The sequence below is a fragment of the Butyrivibrio sp. INlla16 genome, from assembly GCF_900104155.1.
Classification (GTDB): Bacteria; Bacillota; Clostridia; order Lachnospirales; family Lachnospiraceae; genus Butyrivibrio.
In genome coordinates, this window is record NZ_FMYB01000025.1 from 1 (window position 1) to 22,469 (window position 22,469).

At 40.7% G+C, this 22,469-nt stretch carries 18 protein-coding genes; 3 read left to right on the forward strand and 15 right to left on the reverse strand.

Features of this window, described 5'->3' with window-relative positions; all coding sequences use genetic code 11:
• The first annotated feature begins 450 nt into the window (after positions 1 to 450).
• Positions 451 to 2,607: an ATP-dependent helicase gene (locus BLR42_RS12400; RefSeq protein WP_091869556.1), complete on the forward strand. Its 2,157-nt coding sequence runs from the start codon at positions 451 to 453 to the stop codon at positions 2,605 to 2,607.
• Positions 2,608 to 2,683: 76 nt separating this feature from the next.
• On the opposite strand, the gene BLR42_RS12405 is transcribed toward BLR42_RS12400, so the two are convergent.
• The 4 genes from BLR42_RS12405 to BLR42_RS12420 all read right to left on the reverse strand — a co-directional run bounded on the left by BLR42_RS12405 (position 2,684) and on the right by BLR42_RS12420 (position 7,599).
• A complete protein-coding gene (locus tag BLR42_RS12405; RefSeq protein WP_091869559.1) occupies positions 2,684 to 3,076 on the reverse strand; it encodes a response regulator in 393 nt (130 codons plus the stop codon).
• Positions 3,077 to 3,213: 137 nt separating this feature from the next.
• Complete coding sequence (locus tag BLR42_RS12410; RefSeq protein ID WP_091869562.1) at positions 3,214 to 4,707, reverse strand: alanine/glycine:cation symporter family protein; 1,494 nt, start codon at positions 4,705 to 4,707, stop codon at positions 3,214 to 3,216.
• 111 nt (positions 4,708 to 4,818) lie between these two features.
• A complete protein-coding gene (locus BLR42_RS12415; RefSeq protein ID WP_091869565.1) occupies positions 4,819 to 6,060 on the reverse strand; it encodes a DNA polymerase Y family protein in 1,242 nt (413 codons plus the stop codon).
• A gap of 27 nt (positions 6,061 to 6,087) precedes the next feature.
• Positions 6,088 to 7,599, reverse strand: coding sequence for a leucine-rich repeat protein (locus BLR42_RS12420; RefSeq protein ID WP_091869567.1), 1,512 nt, complete (start codon positions 7,597 to 7,599; stop codon positions 6,088 to 6,090).
• Positions 7,600 to 7,705: 106 nt separating this feature from the next.
• Between BLR42_RS12420 and BLR42_RS12425 the strand changes: the two genes are divergently transcribed.
• On the forward strand, positions 7,706 to 9,064 hold the full coding sequence (locus BLR42_RS12425; protein ID WP_091869571.1) for a hypothetical protein: 1,359 nt from the start codon (positions 7,706 to 7,708) through the stop codon (positions 9,062 to 9,064).
• 88 nt (positions 9,065 to 9,152) lie between these two features.
• Here the strand turns inward: BLR42_RS12425 and BLR42_RS12430 are convergent, their stop codons facing one another.
• From BLR42_RS12430 to BLR42_RS12465, 7 genes are all read right to left on the reverse strand, one after another.
• Complete coding sequence (locus BLR42_RS12430; protein WP_091869574.1) at positions 9,153 to 10,199, reverse strand: M42 family metallopeptidase; 1,047 nt, start codon at positions 10,197 to 10,199, stop codon at positions 9,153 to 9,155.
• A gap of 28 nt (positions 10,200 to 10,227) precedes the next feature.
• Positions 10,228 to 11,736 carry an Ig-like domain-containing protein gene (locus BLR42_RS12435; protein ID WP_170832754.1) on the reverse strand — a complete coding sequence of 503 codons (1,509 nt, stop codon included), beginning with the start codon at positions 11,734 to 11,736 and terminating at the stop codon, positions 10,228 to 10,230.
• A gap of 17 nt (positions 11,737 to 11,753) precedes the next feature.
• Positions 11,754 to 12,920: a leucine-rich repeat protein gene (locus BLR42_RS12440; RefSeq protein WP_091869579.1), complete on the reverse strand. Its 1,167-nt coding sequence runs from the start codon at positions 12,918 to 12,920 to the stop codon at positions 11,754 to 11,756.
• 59 nt (positions 12,921 to 12,979) lie between these two features.
• On the reverse strand, positions 12,980 to 13,453 hold the full coding sequence (locus BLR42_RS12445; RefSeq protein ID WP_091869583.1) for a hypothetical protein: 474 nt from the start codon (positions 13,451 to 13,453) through the stop codon (positions 12,980 to 12,982).
• A 281-nt stretch (positions 13,454 to 13,734) separates the two neighbouring features.
• Positions 13,735 to 14,469, reverse strand: coding sequence for a leucine-rich repeat protein (locus tag BLR42_RS12455; protein ID WP_170832756.1), 735 nt, complete (start codon positions 14,467 to 14,469; stop codon positions 13,735 to 13,737).
• A 90-nt stretch (positions 14,470 to 14,559) separates the two neighbouring features.
• Positions 14,560 to 15,603 (reverse strand): fibronectin type III domain-containing protein, encoded by a 1,044-nt coding sequence (locus BLR42_RS12460; RefSeq protein WP_091869592.1) that lies wholly within the window; start codon positions 15,601 to 15,603, stop codon positions 14,560 to 14,562.
• A 363-nt stretch (positions 15,604 to 15,966) separates the two neighbouring features.
• A complete protein-coding gene (locus BLR42_RS12465; protein WP_091869595.1) occupies positions 15,967 to 16,689 on the reverse strand; it encodes a hypothetical protein in 723 nt (240 codons plus the stop codon).
• A 204-nt stretch (positions 16,690 to 16,893) separates the two neighbouring features.
• Between BLR42_RS12465 and BLR42_RS12470 the strand changes: the two genes are divergently transcribed.
• On the forward strand, positions 16,894 to 17,313 hold the full coding sequence (locus BLR42_RS12470; RefSeq protein ID WP_170832758.1) for a helix-turn-helix domain-containing protein: 420 nt from the start codon (positions 16,894 to 16,896) through the stop codon (positions 17,311 to 17,313).
• 545 nt (positions 17,314 to 17,858) lie between these two features.
• On the opposite strand, the gene BLR42_RS12475 is transcribed toward BLR42_RS12470, so the two are convergent.
• The 4 genes from BLR42_RS12475 to BLR42_RS12490 all read right to left on the reverse strand — a co-directional run bounded on the left by BLR42_RS12475 (position 17,859) and on the right by BLR42_RS12490 (position 22,402).
• Entirely contained in the window at positions 17,859 to 19,223 is a 1,365-nt protein-coding gene (locus tag BLR42_RS12475) for an MATE family efflux transporter (RefSeq protein WP_242879311.1), read from the reverse strand.
• A gap of 126 nt (positions 19,224 to 19,349) precedes the next feature.
• On the reverse strand, positions 19,350 to 19,865 hold the full coding sequence (locus BLR42_RS12480) for a hypothetical protein (RefSeq protein WP_091869601.1): 516 nt from the start codon (positions 19,863 to 19,865) through the stop codon (positions 19,350 to 19,352).
• Between the two features lie 32 nt (positions 19,866 to 19,897).
• Positions 19,898 to 20,620: a hypothetical protein gene (locus BLR42_RS12485; protein ID WP_091869604.1), complete on the reverse strand. Its 723-nt coding sequence runs from the start codon at positions 20,618 to 20,620 to the stop codon at positions 19,898 to 19,900.
• A gap of 120 nt (positions 20,621 to 20,740) precedes the next feature.
• Positions 20,741 to 22,402: a sensor domain-containing phosphodiesterase gene (locus BLR42_RS12490; protein ID WP_091869608.1), complete on the reverse strand. Its 1,662-nt coding sequence runs from the start codon at positions 22,400 to 22,402 to the stop codon at positions 20,741 to 20,743.
• Positions 22,403 to 22,469: the final 67 nt, after the last annotated feature.

Genomic DNA, 22,469 nt, shown 5'->3' on the forward strand with positions numbered 1-22,469 from the left:
AGAGCAAAGATGCTTTATCCGTTTTGCGAAAAATATCATATAACGTAGCAAGGCTGATGCAATTAGAAGATCCTGTGAACCGGATACAGATGATAGATATAATGGATGAAGTGGACTCGGATCTTACATGTGTGGCAAAGTTTATTTTTGAACCAATTCCCAGTATGTATTGATTTTTGAGAATAACAATACCTTTACTCCTTTTGATGACGCATAGGGATAACTATGCGCTTTTTTATGCTGAATATAGGATAATAACATCTCAAAAAGCAACTACTCCACCTGATTATGGCATTCTCCTGCACAAAAACTTCTTCATGAAACAACCCTATGCGGTTCGGAGTCTTTATTGCAATCAGAACATTCGTTTGGTAGAATGTATTTGAATTACGGAATTAGTTTCAAATTAAGCACTTTTTGCTACATAAATCTTATCAAAAAGGAACCAGCATGACAGATATTCTTGAGAATTTAAATAAAGCGCAGAAGGAAGCGGTCACCACGACGGAAGGGTACGTCCGCGTCATCGCGGGCGCGGGAAGCGGCAAGACGAGAGCTTTGTCGCACCGCTTTGCATACCTTGTGAACGGACTTGGTATTATGCCGGGTCATATTCTTTGCGTAACTTTTACCAACAAATCCGCGAACGAGATGCGGCAACGCATCCACAATCTCACAGGTGATAACGACACCGGATACATCAACACTTTTCATGGATTCTGTGTATCGGTGCTTCAGGAGGATTCGCACGCAGTCTCCTATCCCAAGAGCTTCCTTGTGCTGGATAATTCCGACATCGACGAGATGCTGAAGATCATCTACGAGGAGCGCGGGCTTTCGCTTCGCGACATGACTTTCAGCGCCGCCAGAGACATGTTTGAGATTCGCAAGATTTTCAAGGAACCCGAGTACTACCTCGATATGATCACCATGTCACTGGATACTCTTAAGGAAAAATACGACAAGGCCACCGAAGTATCCGACATCCTCTTCTACGGCTACCTTTACCAGGAGAAGAAATGCTTTGGACTTGATTACAACGATCTTATCAAGTTCTCGCTCTACATCTTTTCACAGAACGAAGACATCAAGCTGAAGTGGCAAAAAAGGCTCGAGTACATAATGATCGATGAGTTTCAGGATATCGACAGCCTCCAGTACGAGCTGATGGAGGCGCTTTCGGGCTACCATAAGAACCTTTTCATCGTGGGCGATCCCGACCAGACCATCTACACCTGGCGTGGCGCAAATGTGAAATACCTGTTGGATTTTGATAAAAATTTCCCGAACGTCACGACCATCATGATGAATGACAATTACAGATCAACGCCCCAGATACTTAGCGCAGTTAATTCTCTTATTGATAAAAATACGCAGAGAATCAAGAAGGATCTATGTTCCACGCTTCCCGCCGGCGAGAGTGTTCTTTGCCATTTTGCACCGAATACCGCGGATGAAGCAGACTGGATCACCGGCGAGATTCTGACTCTTAAGGGAATGTGCATCCCTTATAAGGATATGACTGTCCTGTACCGAGCACACTATGTAACCCGCACTATTGAGGAGGGACTACTTCGTGAGAAGATTCCCTACACCATTTATTCAGGCGTCCAATTTTTTGGACGCATGGAGATCAAGGACGCACTATGTTATCTTCGCATGATTGTATATCGCGATGATATTTCCTTCAGGCGAATTGCGAATGTTCCTAAGAGGAATCTTGGTAAAAAGAGGATGCGTTTTCTTGAAGAATATGCCAATGCAAATAACTGCAGCCTTTACAAAGCGCTGGGTGATAATTTGGACAATGAAATAATGCGCGGAACGAAAGCAGCTTCATTCCTTAATCTTATAGAAAAATGGAGTGACTGCTACGAGGGCCTTCCGGCCTCTGAGGTTCTCGCTAAAATTCTGAACGAGAGCGGCTACGAAGAGATGCTAAGGACCGAAGGCGCCCAGGAGCGACTTGATAATCTCGCGGAATTAAAGCAGTCAGTATTTGAATATGAGACCACCTGCGGAGAGGAAGTCGGACTCGAGGACTACCTTAAACATGTCGCACTTTTCACCAATGCCGATTCAGATGCCGGAAAAGAGGACAAGGTAAAACTTATGACAGTTCACGCCGCAAAAGGCTTAGAGTTCCCTTATGTATTTTTGTGCGGAATGAATGAGGGAATTTTCCCTTCAAGAAAAATCCGTACCCTTGAGGGTATGGAAGAAGAAAGACGCCTCGCCTTCGTCGCCATGACCAGAGCTCAGAGAAGGCTATTCATATCGGAAGCGGGCGGAATGAATTTCGAGGGACTGCCGCGCTACCCTTCGAGGTTTATTCTTGATATAGACAGTAATCTTCTGGAATTCACCGAAAAGCCCGATGAAGGTATGATAAAGGCTGTTCGAAAGTTTATCGACAACGATTCAAGACATTTAAAAGGCGCTGAAAAGCTGAACCTCTTAGAGCCGGGTCAGCGTGTTAAGCATGCAATCCTCGGCAACGGAACAATACTTGAACTCAACACAGCTGATGGATGCTATCTGATTCAGTTTGATGAGATGGAGACACCGAGGCAGATATCATTTAAGGTAAAGCTGACCACAGTTTAATAAAATACATGTGCCGCCAGACGCACAATAAAACAGCCCGGTGGTATTTCCACCGGGCGTCTTGTTCTCATAATTATTACATGCCATTCTGCTTCATGGCATCAAGTCTGTCCATGCAAGCTCTGATAGTCTGGAGCAGAGTCTCCGATTTGATCGGCTTTCTAATAAATTCAAGAGCTCCGTGCTTGTAGACTTCAAACTCGGTCTCTTCCTGCTCATTGGCAGTCATAAAGATAGCGAAAATATTTCTTCCGAAGCGCTCATGCATCTTATCCATCATCTCGAAGCCGTTCATCTTCGGCATCATGTAGTCGGAAAGAACGATATCGGGATGATACTGCTCGTATTCCTCAATAGCTTCCTCCCCGGAAAGAGCAGTTATTGTCTTGAACTCTTTGGAAAGAATCTTCTCGAGCATCATCAGAATCATGTCATCATCATCAACAATCAGTATAGTCTTATCAGCCATTTGTCATCTCCCTCATAAAGATAAATCTTAATTGAAACGGATAAAACAATCATTATTTAATAACTACATGTTCATACAAACATTGTAACTGATTGTGTAGACAATTTCCATATTATCCTGTGAATTTTTTAGACTAATCAAATTGCGATTTCTTCCTCGTGTACCTTCTGAATTTCCTCAATAGCAGAAAGCATAGGTTTTACGTCTTTTCCCTTAATTTTTCTATCTACATAGTTCTGTGTAATCTTCATAACGGTGCCGCTAAGTGTAACTACACCGATAAGGTTAGGGATAGCCATCATTCCGTTGAAGGTGTCGGACAGATCCCATGCAAGTGAGAGATCCATAGTAGAACCTACAAGGATGAAAAATACGAACAGGCACTGATATAGCTTGACCGCCTTTGTTCCGAACAGGTACTCAAAGCCCTTGCTGCCGTACTGGCTCCAGCCGAGAACTGTGGAAAACGCAAAGAACAGAATCGCAATTGCGATAAATGCCGATCCGAATTTTCCGAAGATAGTTGAAAAAGCCTCAGCTACAAGAGCTGTTGAAATCTGGTCTGAGATAACCTCTCCTGTATCGAGATTAACAAGTCCGCTGGATAAAACCGCAAAAGCTGTAAGTGTGCAGACAACGATTGTATCGGCAAATACTTCAAATATTCCCCACATTCCCTGAACAACGGGCTCTCTTACGTTGGAGCTTGAGTGAACCATAACCGATGAACCAAGACCTGCCTCGTTGGAGAATACTCCTCTTTTCATACCCCACTGCATAGCGTAAGCGATTCCGCTTCCCACGATTCCGCCGCCGACAGCTCTCATTCCGAAAGCGCCCTTGATGATGGATGTGAAAACAGCACCGGCCTTATCTATGTTAAGAGCAACAACAATAATTGCTCCGATAAGATAGATGACTGCCATGAAAGGAACAAGCCTCTCGGTAACTGAAGCAATTCTCTTAAGTCCTCCGACGATAACAAGTCCTGCGAGCACCATCAGGATTACGCCTGTAACAACGTTAGGTACTCCGAACGCTGAATTCATGTTTACAGAAATGGAGTTGATCTGGCTCATATTACCGATTCCGAAGGAGGCAATAACGCAGAACACACTGAACATCACTGCCAGGAAAGCGCCTATAAAAGCACAGCCCTTCTTGGATCCGAGTCCGTCCTTAAGGTAGTACATTGCTCCGCCGCACCACTCATCTCTCTCATTTCTTCTTCGATAGTAGATACCGAGTACATTCTCGGAGAAGTTGGTCATCATTCCAAAAAATGCAACAATCCACATCCAGAAGATAGCTCCGGGTCCACCTGAAACTATTGCGGCAGCAACACCTGCAATATTACCGGTTCCGATTGTGGCAGCCAGCGCTGTACACAGACTCTGGAACTGTGATATCTGCATGTCATCCTTGTCGGTATGAGCTGTGACATTCTTATCTTTGAAAATACCGCCGATGGTATTTTTCACCCAGTGTTTAAAATGCGAAATCTGGAATACTCTTGTAAGTACAGTCATAAGAATACCGGTACCAACAAGAAGAATCAGCATGGGAAGTCCCCATACAAAACCATTTACCGCACCGTTGATGTTTTCAATGTTTGTTAAAACGTTCTCCATTAACACTCCTCCGTCATTTTGAAAAAGGCGCTTCGGTTTTCACTCCGAAACGCCTTTGTTTACTTTGGATAGTATACCACAGTAAAGTGCTAAAGTAAAATCTTTTTTTATTTAATTTCCCTTTTTTATCGCGCCATCGCCAAACTTACCCTTTATTAGGCGTTCCATCTCCTCAAGTTTTTCACGCTTCTCTTCGCGCCGTTTTTCCTCCCTGATCTCCTGCTTGCCTGTTGTCATCCAGTCAAAGAGATTACCCTGGCGATACTCACCGTTGTCAAGATTATCAACACCGACTCCGACTAGCCTTATTCCGATATCATAATTGAAAAGTCCGTCCTCACCGGTTAGGAGTTTTCCCAGAAGAATCATCGCATTTTCATAGATGACATCTGCATTGTCCGTTGATTCCGACAGCTTCATCTGTCTGGAAAAGCGCTTAAAGTCTGAAGTCTTAACCTGTGCTGTGACAGTTCCTCCGAATACTCCGTCCTTTTTAAGTCTGCCGGAGACTTTTTCCGAGAGCCGCATTACAACAGGCGGCATGTCATTGTCATAGGACGCTGAGGTTATGTCATTAGCCATGGTGGTCTCGTTGGAGTAGCTCTTGGCATCCTCATGCTCCGGATGAACGACGTCAGAGCCAAGGCCGTTTGCCGCATTATGAATGTATTCGCCAAACTTATCACCAAGCTGAGATTTTAAAAGCATCTCATCCATGGTTGCTGCATCGCCGATAGTCCTTATTCCTATTGACCTCAGCTTCTCGGCGCTCTTTTTACCACAGCCATAGAGATCGCCGATGTCGAGCGGCCACATTTTATCTTTTACTTCGTGAGGATATAATGTGTGGGTTCTGTCCGGCTTTGTAAAATCGCTCGCCATTTTCGCAAGAAGCTTATTCGTGGATATTCCCACATTAACCGTAAAGCCAAGCTCGGTGCGTATTTCATCCCTGATCCAGCCCGCAAGGGCAACAGGAGACTCACAGTTTAGATCCGTCACATCGAGATAAGCCTCATCTATGGAGACCTGTTCCAAAAGCTCTGAGTAAGACCTCAGAATGCCTATGAAGGCACGGGAATACTCTCTGTAGGTCTGAAAGTCACCCTTTACCACAACGAGATTCGGACATTTCTGTAGCGCACTGGTGATAGGCTCAGCCGTGTTTATCCCATACTTTTTAGCAGGAATAGACTTGGCTGTGACTATGCCGTGCCTAGTCTTTATGTCGCCTCCCACAACCGATGGAATAGTCCGAAGGTCAACCGCATCCGGGTTTTCCTTAAGCTGCTTGACCGCAGACCAGGACAGGAAGGCTGAATTTACATCAATATGAAAAATTGTTCTATTCACAGCGCCTTAATTATTCTGGATTGCTCTTTAATTTGCTTTCTTGTATTTCAGTTTTCCGTTCTTAGCTCCGCCAAATTTGTTGAGCTTTGACATTACAGTCTGTGCCTTCTTTTTAGACTGAGCATAGATTGTGAACTTCGCTTTTTTCTTAATCTTCTTGAAGCAATTCTTACCGATTGTTTTCAAGTTTCTGGAATCAATCACTACATTGCCTAGCTTCTTACATTTATAAAAAGCTTTTGCACTGATTTTCTCAATTGTAGAAGGAAGAATCACTGTTTTAATAGTGCTGTTTCCGCCAAATGCATTCTTCCCGATTGATGTAACATAGTAGGAAGCCATGTTCTCATCACATGCGTAATCAGGAATCACTACCACTTCATCACCGGTTTCAATTCCAATAACTTCAACCTTTGCATATTCTACTGCGCTATAGATAACTCTGTACTTTATGCCGTTATAGGCGAATGTCTCACCCTCCGCCTTACGTGTAGGAGGCACCATGATGAGTGAGTTGGCAGGTGCACCGTATAAATTGTCATAGTATATTGACCCAAATCTTCCATTTACGAATTCACACATCTTATTGGGAAGCCTTCCATCTTCAGCTTCTTTTGGTGTATAGATAGTTGAAAGGTTTGAACAGTTCTTAAACATATAAGTATTATAATATAATGTAAGTCCATGCAAATTGACTGTTTTTAATGAAGTGCAATCTTGAAATGTATATAAAGCATTGCATTTTGCACCTTCAAGAGGGCTAAAATCAATATTTTTCAAGTTTGTACAACCTGTAAACATATAGTCAAAACCATAGCCAACCAGCTGGGCACTTCCTTTAAGTGAAGTTCCTTCGAAAGAACTCAGATCAACAGTTTCCAAACTGGTACATCCATTAAACATATTGGCAAAGCTGTATGCCAACTTTGTATTAAATCCGTTTACATTGACATTTTTAAGAGATGTACAATCCTTAAACATGGATTCAAAATCAGAGACTCTTGATGTATCAAGCTTTGACAGGTCTATGCTTTCAAGGCTGGAACATCCTTCAAACATATGCTTCACGATTTCAAAGCTCTCATTATCCCAATTTCCACCTTTTACACTTTTTAAATTGGTACACTGCTGAAACATTCCATATGCACTATCAAGTTCTGACCAGTCAACACCGGTAATATCTACTGTTTCAAGACGACTGCAATACGAAAAAAGTCCTGGCCCTCCAAGAAATCTATATCCCGTATTTGTTATCTTACATCCCTTTTCAAATTTTACATGCTTAATATATGTGTTTTGGGAAAATGTTTCTTTATATATTTCTGTTTCTCTCATTACACCATCGTACATAGCCTTAGCAGGAACAGTAATACTTTCACTTTTTCCATAGTACTGATCGAGTATAAGTTTTCCATCTGAGCTTAGATAATGACTGTATCCATCCAGTGGATCGCCCGATGCCTTCGAATCAAAACCAAACAACAACATTCCGGACAGCAGCAAAACAACTGCCATCAGCATTCCTTTCACTTTCTTCATAACTTTTCACCCTCCGTTTTGTGAACTATAATTTAACATTTATTCTATCATAAAAAGTGCTAAAATTATTGCATAAAACTATTTTCAGAATCTATTGGAGGGGGCCATGAAATTGAGTTATTTAAGGCGTATATTCATCTGTTTTTCTGTTATTTTTTCATTGCTTTTTTTATCTACAGTTAATATAGTTTCGTACGCTGCGGGCAATTCCAAAACTTTCACGAAGCATTATGACACCTATAAGGACTGGTGGATCTACGACGGAAAAATTCCTGATATAGTAAGTAAGGATTTTAAGCCCGACAGCAAAACGCAAAAGCTCTTGGATGAAGCTGAGAAGAAGGGAATCGTAGATTTTGCTCCTGAAGATACTAGTGGGTATGAGGGAAAAGGTGAAGTCTATTATAAGGTAGTAGCCAAAACTCCTTCCTTCACCTTGTTCTTTGTGGGTGAGACCTGCAGGATGCTTCTGAAAACGGAGGATTCAAGCTATGTATACATTGATGTACCGGCTGTTTCTCTTCGCGGAATTTTCCCTGAATGCACTGAGTACGATCTTGACAGCGATGGCGATCCCGAGCTTGTCATCAAGCCTCAAATTCTGCATGGCACAGGTTACTATGAAGAATTTGTTCTCATAGCGGATATAGATAAAAAGTCCAAATGTACAGTGTACTTTTTAAATCCGGAAGACTATCTGTCGGAAGTTGCTGAGCATGTTGAAGCCAAGGAGTCAAATGGCAATGTGTCACTTTACGTCGATGGAATAAAAGAAGGGACTGAAGTCGCTTCATCGGATCTAAGGGATGACTTTGAGCCCGGTCTTTATCTTGAAAATATCATATATTTCAGAGTCTATGACGGAATAATATGGATAGGCATAAATCCTATGTTTGACGCCGCCAGCTTTAACAGTCCTGACGTGATGGTCTGGTATCCCGTAACCTATGAAGGGGACGGCAAATATTCCGGCGGCGAAATTGTATGCAGGCCCTTTGGCTACGATGTATATCAGAAAGTTACTGAATCCTTCACAGAAGACGATATGTACACCATCTGGGATAATCCGATTTTTCAAAAACCGCTTCTTTTAACCGCAGATAAAAAGGACAGTATCGACAAAAGCAAGACCTACGAAATACAAGTTTCTGCCTGCAAAGTCTCCATGATGAAAAACGGAAAGTTCACAGAACTTGGAACAATTGAAAGTGCCGACAAAAATCCCGTCTCAATGTCACCCGACGGAATCGTGGCAAAGGGCAAGCACTTTTTATATGTGTACGAAGCCACTCCGGATTGCCGCGAGCTTGTAATCAAGGATGGAGTTGAGGACAACACAATCAGCAATTTCAGCAATCACAAAGGATATATTCGAATCCGCAACGGAAAAGCTGAGAACATTACTAAGAATGAATATGAGGCGATTTATAAGACTTATGAAAATGCAGTTCCGATAGAATTCTAGAACAAGAGCCCCTCAATTTAGGAGTTCTCAAAAAAAATGGTGATCACTTTTAAGGAGTGGTCACCATTTTCACATAGTTCAGTTTTCATCAGAGCGCGTACTGAATAAGGAGTCTAAGCACATTCTCTGCTCCGTCTCTGTGGCTTCTCTCATAGCCGTGGGAAGCATACACGCCTGCACCGATAAGTCCGTGCTTGAGGTCACTCCCTGCACAGAGAGTTGCTTCTACATCACTTCCGTAATGAGGATAAATATCGATTGCATAGTCAGCGCCGCTCTCTTTTGCAGCTTTCACAAGTCCCTGAACAACGGGATAGCTGTAAGGGCCGCCGCTGTCCTTTGCGCAGATGGAAACCTGCTTTTCAGTGCAGGTAAGTCCATCACCTACGCAGCCCATATCTACAGATATAGCCTCTGTGCAGCCTTCAGGTACATTGCCGCATCCGCCGTGTCCAACCTCCTCAAACACTGTTATATGAGCATAAAGCGCTCTCTTGGGAGTTATCTTCTTTTCCTTTATATACTTGGCAAGTCCGAGCAAAATTCCGACGCTGAGTTTATCATCAAGGAATCTTGATTTGATATATCCGTTTTTTGTCACTCTGACATTTGGCTCAAAGCAGACGATGTCGCCCACTGAGATGCCAAGCTTTTCGGTATCCTTTCTGTCCTTAACATCCTCATCGAGAACTACCTCGCAGTTTTCCCAGGTTCTCTTGGTGTCGTTATACTCCCCGTTTACGTGAATGGATGCATTGTTGAGCTGGAAGGTACCTTCATATATGCCGTCGAACTTTGTGATTACGCGCACATTCTCGGTCTCAGCATTATTTGGATTCATGCCTCCGAGGTTCGTGAGCTGAAGTCTTCCGTTATCCTTTATGGTTGCAACCATTCCCCCAAGGGTATCTGTGTGAGCCTCAAGCAAAAGGCCGTCCTTCTTGTCTTTTCCTGTTAGGTCAACGATCACACCGCCCTTATTTGTGATAGTCGCCTTAAAGCCAAGCTTTTTGAATTCCTTCTGAACCCACGCTGCGGCTTCTTCCGTATAACCTGTGGGAGAATCGATGTTCAGAAGCTTTGTGGTCTCATCGACTATAAAGTCTGTGTATTTTGTTAGTGATACTTTTTTCATGTTTGTCTCCATTCTTAAGTATTATGTATTACTTGGTCTTCACTTTCTTTTTTGCCGACCATTTTGAGTAAATTATATCACCGGTTTCAGTTGAATATGCCCTCACTCTAACGTAATACGTCTTTTTTGATTTAAGTTTTTTTATTGTCACTGATTGTTTACCAGCCTTTACTTTCTTGGTCTTGGCATTTTTTAAATTCTTGTTAGTGGAATATTGTATCTCATATCCCAATATCTTAGATACTCGGCTCCATTTTACAGTAAAGCCTTTCCTTTTACCTTTTATTTCATTTATTTGAGGTTTAGAAGATGTTTTAAACACCTCCGGGCGATCTTCCACAACAAAGACCTCGCAGGTATCCTTAAACTGCTTATCCTCTGTACTTACAGTTATCACTGTATCACCCACTTTATGAGCTGTCACTATACCATTTTGATCCACACTTGCAATATCAGGATCCAAAGACTTCCATTCCACATTCTTATTATCAGCATCGGATGGTACTATGTTCACGATAAGCTGTTCTGATTTACCAACCTTAAGCTCCAGCTCTTTCTTTGATAGCTTTAATTCACTTACTTTAACAAAAGGTAAAACAGTAACCTTACACGAAGCTTCCGCAGTACCATCTACAGTTTTAGCCGTAATAATAGCCGTACCTGCAGTGTTTGCATAAACCGTCCCACTATAAACCTCAGCAACCTCTTCATTACTGCTTATCCACTCTACTTCAGTACTTGTTGCATTAGCAGGATATACTTGCGCAGTTATCTCTTCGTGCGCGCCTTCCTTTAAAGTCATTGCTGTTTTATTGATTGTTATTGCAGTCGTAGGCGTTATCTGTCCATCCCATAATGTGAAAACAGGATAATTATGGTCTATGGACGAAGTCTGCGCATGGGCTCTTCCGGCATTTACATAAGCCTCAGTATCACCACCATTCTTATAATAAGCCTTGAGATTACCATCACCATAAAATGTATATGTATACCACGTTGTGTTAATTCCTTTAAGGTAGAGCTTCTCAAGGTGCCCTGAAGGACTTCCGATTGCAGTAGATGCAAAAGCAGTACAACAAATATCTGTAACCGTCTCAGGTACATAAAATGCAGGTGCCGTTTTCCCACAAGGATAATTATATAAAATACTCATATCCTTTGAATAAAGCACCCCATTGACAGCGCATAATTCATTATTATTCGAACTGACAGTAATTGCCTTTAATCTATAGCAATATGAGAATATATAGTCAAACATTCCGAAGGCCTTGACACCGGAAGGAATATGAACTGAAGTAACCGTAGTTTTCCCCATAAAAAGTTCAGGCTGCAATTTTGTTACCCTATGTCCATCCAAACTTTCGGGAATTACGATATTACCATTTAGTGTACACTCTGTAATCTTTGCAGTACCATCAGTTTGCACTTCATATGTAAATCCGCCAGATGTTGCAGCTCTTGCATTATCATGAACAAAAGACAATAAAAAAATAACAGCCACTAAAATGATAAAATGCAAAAGTCCTCTTTTTTCCATATTGTCTTTCCTCATATTCAAAATTTTGTCACCGAATCATACTTTGTACTAGTACATCTGGGATAGTTCTTATAAGCAAAATATTGATTCCGATACTGTGACATATAAGCTGTTGACTTCAGAAAATACTTATATTCAATCCATAGCTGTCCCTGATCATTATTGCGATCCGGATCATCCCAGGTAACATCAACGTTATACCATTTACCATTGAGCTTAACCATATTCCAGGCATGCCCCTCATAGCCTACACGTCCTGAAACTATTATGCATGGCACCTTTAGATTGTCCAGAATTTTCTTATATGTCCTTGCATACCCCAGGCACATAGCTTTATTTTTCAACAAGGCACTTCTGGTTGTATTAGATTCCGAAGGACAACATTCATTGTTTCTTATTTTGTTTCGAGCTTTATGGTCATAAGAAATATTTCTTATCATCCAGTCATGAGTATTTTTTAATTTCTGTATAGCTGTTTTGCCGTTGGATATTTCTTCCTTTTTAGCTTGTTTTATCCTATTCTCTTCTGTCCTAGCATAAGCCACAATTGTGTAAGAAGCAGTCGTACCGGCTACTGTTGCTGCAATTTTTGCCTTACCGGCCTTTTTGACTTTAACGATACCATCATTACCAACTTCCGCAACTTTTGAATTGCTACTCGACCATGTAATATCATCTATATTATTTACTACATCCTGATATACTTTATCACCTTTTAAGCAGTATACTTTCCCCTTTTCAAAACATGGTTCTGGTGATGTTACTACTCTAATTCCATGTTCTTTTGCATACCTATATGCCCCACTGTTCATCGGTGCTGATATTGCTTTTAGATTTTTGCATAGTACTATCGCATTTTCCTCTATCTCTACATCACCTTTAAAAACAATATACTTAAGGTTCTCACAACCATAAAAGCAACGAGCCTTTACCACCTTCACATTGGACGGAACAATGATTTTTTCCAATGATCTTTCCCAGAAGAACATAAAAATATGTAGTTGGGTAACATCTGACGGTATTTCTACAACTTTTTCTATACCGGTTCCTTTAAAATCGCAGCATGTATAGCCATCGCTATAATAGTAGCCATAAAATCCTGTTTTCTCGGCGTGTACAGTCACTATATTCATACAAAAAGCAATCATGAACACAATCGCAAATGATAAAATGTGTTTCCTCATATTTCGTCCTAAGCCGAGCAATACAAGATACTAAAATAATAATTCAAAAATATCATGATCTATTTTTTCTTTATTTTTTTGACTGAGCTATAATCTCCGTAATACTTATATCCGCTTTCTATTTTGTATGCCCTGACTTTCACATAATAAGGCTTATTTTTCTTTAGCTTTTTCAGAACAACTGAGGTTTTCGATGTATTTACTACTTTTGTCTTTCCTGCAGGGAAACTCTTTGAAAGTGAATATACAACTTCGTAGCCTGATGCTTCTGTAACCTTCTTAATCTTTACAGTTGCCTTTTTTCCATTCCTCTTAACACTCTTTATAGTTGCTCTGGATATTTCTACCGGCTTCTCATTTACTGAAAAGGTATACTTTCCACCCTTATTACCTCTGACAATTTTTATGAAATATGTTCCTGCGGAAAGATTTTTTTCATACGTTCCCTTAAAGTATTCAGTATCCGGGTAATCACTATCATTTCCCAAATAATCTATACTACTTCCATCAGCATCCAGAAGATAAAATTTCACATTATTATAATGTTCCATATTCTTTGTATGATTGATTTTATCGTAGATGATCTAAGAAGAGTAAATTTGTAGAAATCCTGATTATCAAATCCGCCAAGTTGTCCGGTTATAGTTTCGCCCAGACTGATTGTCAATGCATTGTCCATATACTCAAGCGGTGTTGATTCTGATTCGGTAAGCAAGCAGCAGACAAAATCGTATATGATTCTACTCTGCTGCTTGTTTGTCACGATAAAAAATTATGGAGATCCTTTTTTGTCACTCTAAGCATATCATCTCTATCAGTCATCCAAATATGATACAATTTTAGGGTTCTTTGCACCACTCTTCTTTAGCATTTTGGTAAGCGTTTTCTTATACTTTTTGAATCTTTTCTGCTCTCTTTTGACAGCTTTACCGGACATATCGAGTTCTTCATCATCATGGTCACAATATAAAACAAATTTTATCCCACTGGGAGTACCCTTAAATGCATTCTTACCTATCGATTTTAGGCTAACCATATCCAGTTTTACCACTTTTAATTTTTTATCACCGGCAAAAGCATTTTTACCTATACTTAAAGACGCTGTATAACTTAAGTCTATTTCCTTAAGATTACTCATTCCCTGAAATGCTCCATCACCTATCGTATCAAGGTCAATGAAATTTCCAGTTATCTTCTTTATCTTCTTATTTCCTTTAAAAGCATTTTTGTCAATTTTCTGAACATAAGCAGTCCATTCAGCTTCACCAAATAATTCTGCTTTCGTTTTAGAATAATCGTTGATGTATTGAAGTTCTTCTAAATTCAAATTGGAACTGGTACATTTTGTACCATCAGTTATATTTGCACGCATACCTTTATGATCAATAATCATAAAATCTATATTGTTATAAGTATATGGTCCTCCTCTAAAGTCCAAATCGCTTGTCTCAGAAGCTTTTACATTTACTCCTGTCATCAACATTCCTACAACAAATAGCACCAAAATAAACCCTACATTAGTAATTCTCTTACACTTGTTATCCCTCATATCTTCTCCTTTCATCAAGTATAATTACCAAGCATATCTCCATATTTTTTATACGTTGTTTATTAGCTTTTCTCTACCTGATCCCAAAAACTATTTTTTTGTCTTAACACTCTTTCTATTGCTCCATTCCGAATACACCTTGTTCCCATCTATCGTTTTGAAACACCTAATTCGGACATAATACTTTTTATTTTTCCTCAGCTTATTTATTTTCGCGCTGCTTTTGGAAGCCTTATATGTTTTTGTTTTAGCCGAAGTAAATTTCCTTGATGTCGAATATTGAACCTGATATCCTTCGGCGTCTGAGACCTTATTCCACTTTATTGTAAATGCCTTATTTCCTTTACTAAGCTTGGATATCTTGGGTACCGATATGCTGTCGTCCACTTTTCCATCTTCATCTTTAGGTGGAACAATATCATAAACAGAAAACGAATACATTACAGGGAACAATTTCCAATCAGTATCGCTAAATTCTGCTTTAATAGTATATTCACCATTTGCAGTTATTTCGTATACATCAGTTGCATTGCTTGTCGCATCTTTCCATGTCGTGTAATCCTGAATATTTGCAGGTGCAACCGTTTGAGTGACTATATGAGTTATTCCGATTTTTGGTACAAATGAAACTGTGTCTGTATACTTTGTTCCTGACGAATCTTTTACCAAATTGTGGTTAATTACCTTGGTATTGGGCAAAAAGAATAAAAAAGCCGATGCCGTTTGATATGACTGATTAATATATAAATAATAGGTCCCCGGATCTAAGTAGAATCTTGGCTGAATATGCCCATTAGCATAGTATTTATAATCTATATATGGGATTTCATTAGTTAATGAGGCGTTTCCATACAGTTTGAGTGTATGGAAATTATAAAAACTGTAATTATCATCCAGAATTAACCATCCTCGCTCTGTAGTCGTAATGGAATATATGTATTCACCACTAAGGTCATGATAAATCATACCCACATCATTATTTATATTTGCATCTATTTCAGCGGGATTATTGACGACAACATAGTTTACCGGAGTAGCGGCAGCTTTTGAGTTAATTGAAAACATGCATAACATGCATAGACAAGGTAACAGCATGCTTATACACATACTGAGTAACTGATTTTTACTTTTCATGGAACCCCCTCTTCATATCCACAAATGTGGCTCTAGCATATATCAATATAGGCATTTGTTATATACAATAAAAATTATATCAATGTCTATTTAATCAATCAATAACTGTAAGCATAGATTTTTATAAGATTTTCTAAAAATATTATTATAAATAAAAAAACTGCCAAGATTTATCAGCTTTATGTGTGCTGCATAAATCATTGGCAGAATGTTTTTAACGATTTAGAATTCAAATCTGGAAACAGATTCCTCAATAAAATTCATATTCTCTATTACATATTCACCATTTTGGTACACAAGATTAAATCCCAGGAAAGTACCAAAGCGTGGAATAAGAGTAATTTCGCAGTATAGGTTATCGCCTTACGTCGAATCTGAGATTACAGCATACCAAACCGGTCTTACTTCAGTCACAGCATCTTGTTCCCACCAGTTATCTATTACTTCTTCGGGCACTTCAGTAACAGCTTTGTAATTATTCTCCTTAGCTGTAAAACCTATAGAAGACTTAACCGGCGCCTCATAATCTATTGTTAGTCCTTTTCCTCCATACTCTCCTACTGTCAGTGGCAAATCTGCTTCCCGGTACTCATTTGTTGCATCATCAAAATCAAAAAGCCATATTTCACATGAAACATATGGATCACTGTATGCATCAAAAGTGACCGTGAATAGAATTTCTTCTTCACCATCCTTATCCAAATCACCTGTCTGTATATGCGGGAAACCTGTTATATGACAGCTTGGAGTTTCAATAGAATTGCCATTTCCAAACTCAATCTTGTACTTCGCTTTGTCATTATCTGAATCACTTATTCTGTAAAGCCTGTCCGTCTTTCCATCCCCGTCATAGTCTTTATCAACAAAGTCTTCTCGAAAAGAGTAGCCCATAGCTTCATCTACATAACCATCATATTTCCACAGAAAGCTCGGGGAGAGCTCTTCCGAGACAACATCATCTATCTCGGCTACAGCTGTCGTTGGTGTCTCAGATTCTTCAATAATCGTTTCACCGGCAATTGTGCTCCCACACCCTGATAAACAGATACCTGCTAATAATATCGCTATAATAAATCCATATTTCACTTGTCATACCTCCTTAGCATATCCATGTACCATAATTTTTTATCATTTTTTCCTACATTCTGAATCATACATATCATCATGCCTTCTTAGCTGCTTGATGTTATTAAAGGCTCATATGATCTCGTTTGCCTATATTTATATAGGCAGACATATATGCTTTGCCCTCCATTTTCGAATAAACTATCAAAAAGGGAGGCAGACTTAATGGAGAACACCAATAATCAGATTGGCAAAAAACTAAAAGAGTTACGCACAACTCACGGCTATACTCAGGATTATATTGCTTCCAATATTGATGTTAAGCAGCCGACATATCAGCAGTATGAAAGTGGTAAACGTAGGCCAAGTTCAACTATGCTTTATAGAATTGCCAATTTTTATGGCCTTACCACCGATGAACTTCTTAAATTATGCATCCCTCTCGATAATGAAATATATTATGATGCACCTGAAATGACTGCTCGGACTCTAGAAGAAGCTGAGCTTACTTCATATGGTTCTTCAAAACGCCTTGCAAAATTTAGCGCTAATGAAAAGCAGCTTCTCTACTATTTTTCCAAATTGAACAAAGATGCCCAGCGGGATATTATCGCCTATACCAAGTTCAGAGGCTCACAAGCATAAGAATATGTTCTATATACTTGCTTTTCCTAATTACGAATCATTATATCATTTGCCTATATTATTATTTTATCTAGTGACAATGTTTAATATTTTTTTAATGAAACATCATAATTACCTACAAGTATAAACAGCCGCAATCCTTATATGGATCGCGGCTGTCTTAATTTCCATACATATTATATTGTGCGGACTTTATCGATTTGCAAAAAAATTACCAAGATAAAATCTAAAAGGTAATTATCTGGGTACTTCTCAAAGTGATATTTACCTTGATTTCAGCAAAATCTTATTATTCTTGGTAAGGTTACTTTGCTAGATTACCTTGATATTTTGATTTTCTTCTTTTTCTTGGTAAATATGTAGCTGATTAATACCTTGATATTTAAGAAAATCAATATTTCTAGGTATATTCCGGAAATAACTTACCTTGATTTCATTGAAAAGCCATTATTCAAGGCAATGTCCCCAATAATTCTCAATAAACTCCCATAAAGTGTCTGTAATTCGTCTTTGCATTAGCAAAAAGCCACTACCTCTAGAAATCGTTACCCTTCCTCAATCTCTGCAATTCTTCTGCCGTAGACTCTCTTAAAGAAGAATCCTGAAAGGATGAGTGAAGCAATCTCGGCGATGGGGAATGCCCACCATACAGCATTGACGTTGCCGGTCTGAGCGAGGAGCCAGGCGGCGGGGATAAGGACCACAAGCTGACGGCCTATTGAAACAGCCAGCGAATAGATGCTCTCCGAAAATGCCTGGAATACCGAACCAAGTGCTATGCAGACTCCGGCGATGGGGAAGCTCAGGCTGATAACACGAAGCGCCGGTTTTCCGATACTTATCATGTCATAGGAAGCATTGAACAGGCCGAGTAGTCTGTCCGGGATAATCTGGAAGGTTATGGTTCCGATTATCATGATTGTTGCTGCCAATGCAATCGAGAACTTCAGAGCCTCATTGATTCTGTCTTTCCTCTTTGCCCCGAGGTTATAGGCAAGAACAGGAATAAGTCCGTTGTTCAGGCCGAATACCGGCATGAAGAAGAAGCTCTGGAGCTTGAAATATACACCAAACACAGCAGTTGCTGTTGTTGAAAATGCAATAAGTATTAGATTCATGGCATAGGTCATGAGCGAACCTATGGACATCATCAGAATAGAAGGAACACCAACGTAGTAGATTTCCTTGACTATGTCTGCCTTGGGACTGAGAATAAGCGAAATCCTGAGATTTACATCCGGATTAAGCTTAAGGTTACAGTAAAGTCCGATACAAGAACCTACAACCTGTCCGAAAACCGTTGCAAGAGCTGCACCGGCAACTCCCATCTTAGGTGCACCGAACATACCGAAGATCAGGATGGGATCCATGATAATGTTGATAATAGCGCCGGACATCTGCGAATACATACTGAAGAGTGTACGTCCTGTTGACTGAAGCATTCTCTCAAAGGTCATCTGGCAGAATACTCCGATTGAGCAGCAGCAGATAATGCTAAGGTATGAAACACCGTAGCCTGCAATCACCTCATTATCAGTCTGTGTCATGAGGAACGGCTTTACGGCAAATATTCCGATCATAAGGAATACAAAATAATTTATGAAGGTCAGCATAAGCGTGGTGTTGGCTGCTCTGTCTGCCCTGTCGAAATTTTTCTCACCAAGTGATCTTGATAAAAGGGCATTCATACCTACGCCGGTACCTGCGCCGAGTGCAATCATCAGATTCTGAAGCGGAAATGCCAGAGTTACGGCAGTCAGCGCATTTTCATTGATCTGCGCAACGAAAATACTGTCCACCACGTTGTAGAGCGCCTGCACAAGCATGGACGCCATCATCGGCAGTGACATTGAAACAATAAGCCTTTTAACGGGCAAAACGCCCATCTTATTTTCTTTGGAATTTGACATCGATAACCTCTTTCAACTTGTTTTAATGAAAAAAGAATGCCCAGAGACATTCTTTTAACATGCTTTTCTATACTACTATAAACAAGTCTTGTTCACAACACTTAATGTCCTGTTTTCAATATATACTCAGTTTCTGCCATTATTGGTACTTGTATTATTGTTTGTACCATTTGTGCCGTTTGTACTGTTTGCATCATCTGAGTTCAGATTATTTGGATCGTAGGTGCTTGTGATTCCTGCGGCCTTATTAAAAATAGTGGCCAGCGTCCTTCCGTCATTTATGTGAAGCTCATGCCTGTACCAGCCTCCGGATACCTTTATGAAAAGAAATCCGTCACATCTTACGCTGGTTCTCCTCGTGCGTCTTACAGCCTTATCAAGGAAGTTGGCAAGATCGCTGCCGCTGTAGATATAAGCTGCGGGGATGTACCAGCCGTTGTACTTGCGGGTAAAAGTGTACTTGCCGTAGGTTACGGTAGTATTACCTTCCTCGTCAGTCCCGACTGTGATATTCATCTGATTTTCCTTGATAGACGTATTCGACTGCTTTGTAGTCGCTGCCTTCGCCGGTATGGACACCAGCGTGATCGCGAGAACGAAAGCAAACATCAGCGCTCCAAGATTTCTAACTAATTTCTTCATAGCACTTACCCCATTAGAACAATCCGTAACAATTATCCTCTTATAACAAACGTCTCCTTTTCCTCTCCTATTATCTTCTTAAGTTTCTCCCTGGCTTCATCTCTCGAATCGGCCTCTACTTCTATTCCGAAAGCGAACATTTTTCTGTTCGCAAATCTCGCATTGTGTTCGTCGAACTTTTCCTGCATCGCCGCAAGTGAATAGTGCCTTCGAAGCTCGACAATATCCCTGGCAACAAAATCGATGTATTCCTTTTTCTCTTCCTCTGACTGTGAATACTTTTCAATGATTCGCATAGTATCCACAACATTGAGATAATCGCTGGATAAATATTCCTCCAGCCCCTTCCAGTGGAATCCCTCATCCTTAGTCAGATGTGACATTCTGCTGTCGATGTAATCATCGAAGGATATACCCTGGTTTTCAAGCCAGTCCATCGCATACATCTTCCAAACATGCTCGCGCTTATTGAATACCTCCTGATCGTTAAGAAGCTGCATCTTTCGGAAAAGATCCTCAACTATCGGCACAATATCTTCCTCGGCGGACTTTTTGATATTAAAAGCTCTGCCGGAATATTGTGCTCCGTCCTTCACATTTTCAAGTGAAAGCGCAAAGGAATTCTCATCGATAAGGGACATGTTTACCGCCAGATCGCCTAAGCGGGCAACACAAATACTGCGGTCTTTCAAAGTTGTATCCCGCTGCTTAGTAAATGCATGAATCATGAACTCAGGCTTAATGTAGGTAAACATTCTTTACATTTGTATCCACCTTTCACGAGCACTTATACATAGTAATTATAGCTTTTTTTGCCTTTGGAAAAGCGGTTTTTATAAAATGTTTATTGTAATATCAGAAGAAGTTTATATTTGTTATTTTGTGTTATATACCTGCAGCTTTTTGAATTCTTCGAAGCTGACCGGTCTGGAATAGTAGTATCCCTGATAGTGATCCACGGGATACTTGAAAAGCCTGAGTTCCGTGTCAGCATCGCCGACTCCGGTGGCGCATACGCTCATGTTCATGTTTGCGGCAAAACCGGTTATAGCCTCAGCCATGTAGCGGCTAAGCGGACTCTTGCTGATATTTTCAGTGATCTCCGGCGCCAGTTTTATTATGTTGATAGGAAGCCTCGTGGCCAGATCCAACGTGGAAAAATCGGTCACATCAAGAGCAATCCTTATGCCGCAGGACTTAAGGAAGATTACCTGGCTCTTCAGATAATCGAAATTGATATTGCTGGTGACGTTGGAGAGCTCGATACACAGCGCTGTTCCGGGATATCTGTTGCCCTTAAGAAGTTCCACAATTGATGTTCGAAACTCACTTCGTTCCAGCTGCACGTACGCAAGATTAATGCTCAGATAGAACTCGGGATGGTCCTTCAAAATCGCCAATCCGTCCTTCATCGCTTTATCGAGGATCCATATTCCAAGCTTATAGAAAGTGCTGTCCTGTTCAAGCCACGGCACAAATTCACTTGGTGCCACATCCCCGTAGGGCTGTCTGTTCCAGCGAAGCAGAACCTCCGCTCCCGCAAGCTTACCGTCATTCTTGGCCAGGATCGGCTGATAATTCAGATAGAATCCCTTGCAGTGGTCGATAACGCTCTCTCTCACCGCTCCGACAAGCTCTATCGTACTCTTGTTGTACTCGAGCTCATTATTATGAAAAATGATAAGATTTCCGTGTTTCTCCGTCTTGGAATGGGCAAGTGCATATTTAGCACTGGTGTAGACAGCATGCACATCTATCCCTGACTCGTCGACAACGATGACCCCACCGCCAAGCTCTGCGGAGACCTTGGTGGTTCCAACCTTCATGTTCTGCCTTACATGCTGGCGCATCTGCTGATAGAGGTTCTTCACCTCATCCAATGTCATGTGAACTGTGCAAAGTCCGAGAATTGTTCCGTCACCTCTGTATATATGCGCTTTTTCCCCAGCCTCTTTCTGGAGATAATCAGCCATGGATTTCAGCATCCGGTTACCGAACATATATCCGTACAGCCTGTTTATATCGCCAAAATCAATCACATTCACAAGAAGCAGGATATAATTGACGCCGTCGAATTCCAGGCGGTGCATGTAGTTGAACATCTCGTAATGATTGGAAAGTCCGGTGATAGGATCGGTATTGTCAACAATACCCTTATTCATAAGGGAACACGCATAAAAAGCGGCTTTTCCCGAATAATCCTTGATAACTACTCCCCTGCACGAACATGCGACATACTCGCCGCTCTTATTCCTGGCACGATATTCAAAGCTTGGATTGACGCGATTGCCCTCGAAGGCGGTGTGAAGATGCTCCCTGTAGGTGGCCCTGTCCTCGGGATGAATATGGGCCTCCCAGACCTGATCTGCTTTGTAGACAAACTCACCCGGCAGGCCGAAGTAATTCACCGCATTTTCGGACCACCTGGCCATGTTGTTTTCGATGTCATAGACGTAGACATATCTACTTTTTGAAGTAACCGCAAAGGTTTCATATATTTTGCTTATAGCATCATAAGCCCCCTGATTAACCAGCATGACTTGCTCCCTCCGACAAAAAGCGTTCCATCCTGCACCTTTCTGAATCAAACGCTGTCATATTCCA

Coding starts and splice junctions, on each gene's coding strand:
- BLR42_RS12400 (WP_091869556.1), top strand. CDS start 451: ATGACAGATATTCTTGAGAATTTAAATAAAGCGCAGAAGGAAGCGGTC.
- BLR42_RS12405 (WP_091869559.1), bottom strand. CDS start 3,076: ATGGCTGATAAGACTATACTGATTGTTGATGATGATGACATGATTCTG.
- BLR42_RS12410 (WP_091869562.1), bottom strand. CDS start 4,707: ATGGAGAACGTTTTAACAAACATTGAAAACATCAACGGTGCGGTAAAT.
- BLR42_RS12420 (WP_091869567.1), bottom strand. CDS start 7,599: ATGAAGAAAGTGAAAGGAATGCTGATGGCAGTTGTTTTGCTGCTGTCC.
- BLR42_RS12425 (WP_091869571.1), top strand. CDS start 7,706: ATGAAATTGAGTTATTTAAGGCGTATATTCATCTGTTTTTCTGTTATT.
- BLR42_RS12430 (WP_091869574.1), bottom strand. CDS start 10,199: ATGAAAAAAGTATCACTAACAAAATACACAGACTTTATAGTCGATGAG.
- BLR42_RS12435 (WP_170832754.1), bottom strand. CDS start 11,736: ATGGAAAAAAGAGGACTTTTGCATTTTATCATTTTAGTGGCTGTTATT.
- BLR42_RS12440 (WP_091869579.1), bottom strand. CDS start 12,920: ATGAGGAAACACATTTTATCATTTGCGATTGTGTTCATGATTGCTTTT.
- BLR42_RS12455 (WP_170832756.1), bottom strand. CDS start 14,469: ATGAGGGATAACAAGTGTAAGAGAATTACTAATGTAGGGTTTATTTTG.
- BLR42_RS12460 (WP_091869592.1), bottom strand. CDS start 15,603: ATGAAAAGTAAAAATCAGTTACTCAGTATGTGTATAAGCATGCTGTTA.
- BLR42_RS12470 (WP_170832758.1), top strand. CDS start 16,894: ATGGAGAACACCAATAATCAGATTGGCAAAAAACTAAAAGAGTTACGC.
- BLR42_RS12475 (WP_242879311.1), bottom strand. CDS start 19,223: ATGTCAAATTCCAAAGAAAATAAGATGGGCGTTTTGCCCGTTAAAAGG.
- BLR42_RS12480 (WP_091869601.1), bottom strand. CDS start 19,865: ATGAAGAAATTAGTTAGAAATCTTGGAGCGCTGATGTTTGCTTTCGTT.
- BLR42_RS12485 (WP_091869604.1), bottom strand. CDS start 20,620: ATGTTTACCTACATTAAGCCTGAGTTCATGATTCATGCATTTACTAAG.
- BLR42_RS12490 (WP_091869608.1), bottom strand. CDS start 22,402: ATGCTGGTTAATCAGGGGGCTTATGATGCTATAAGCAAAATATATGAA.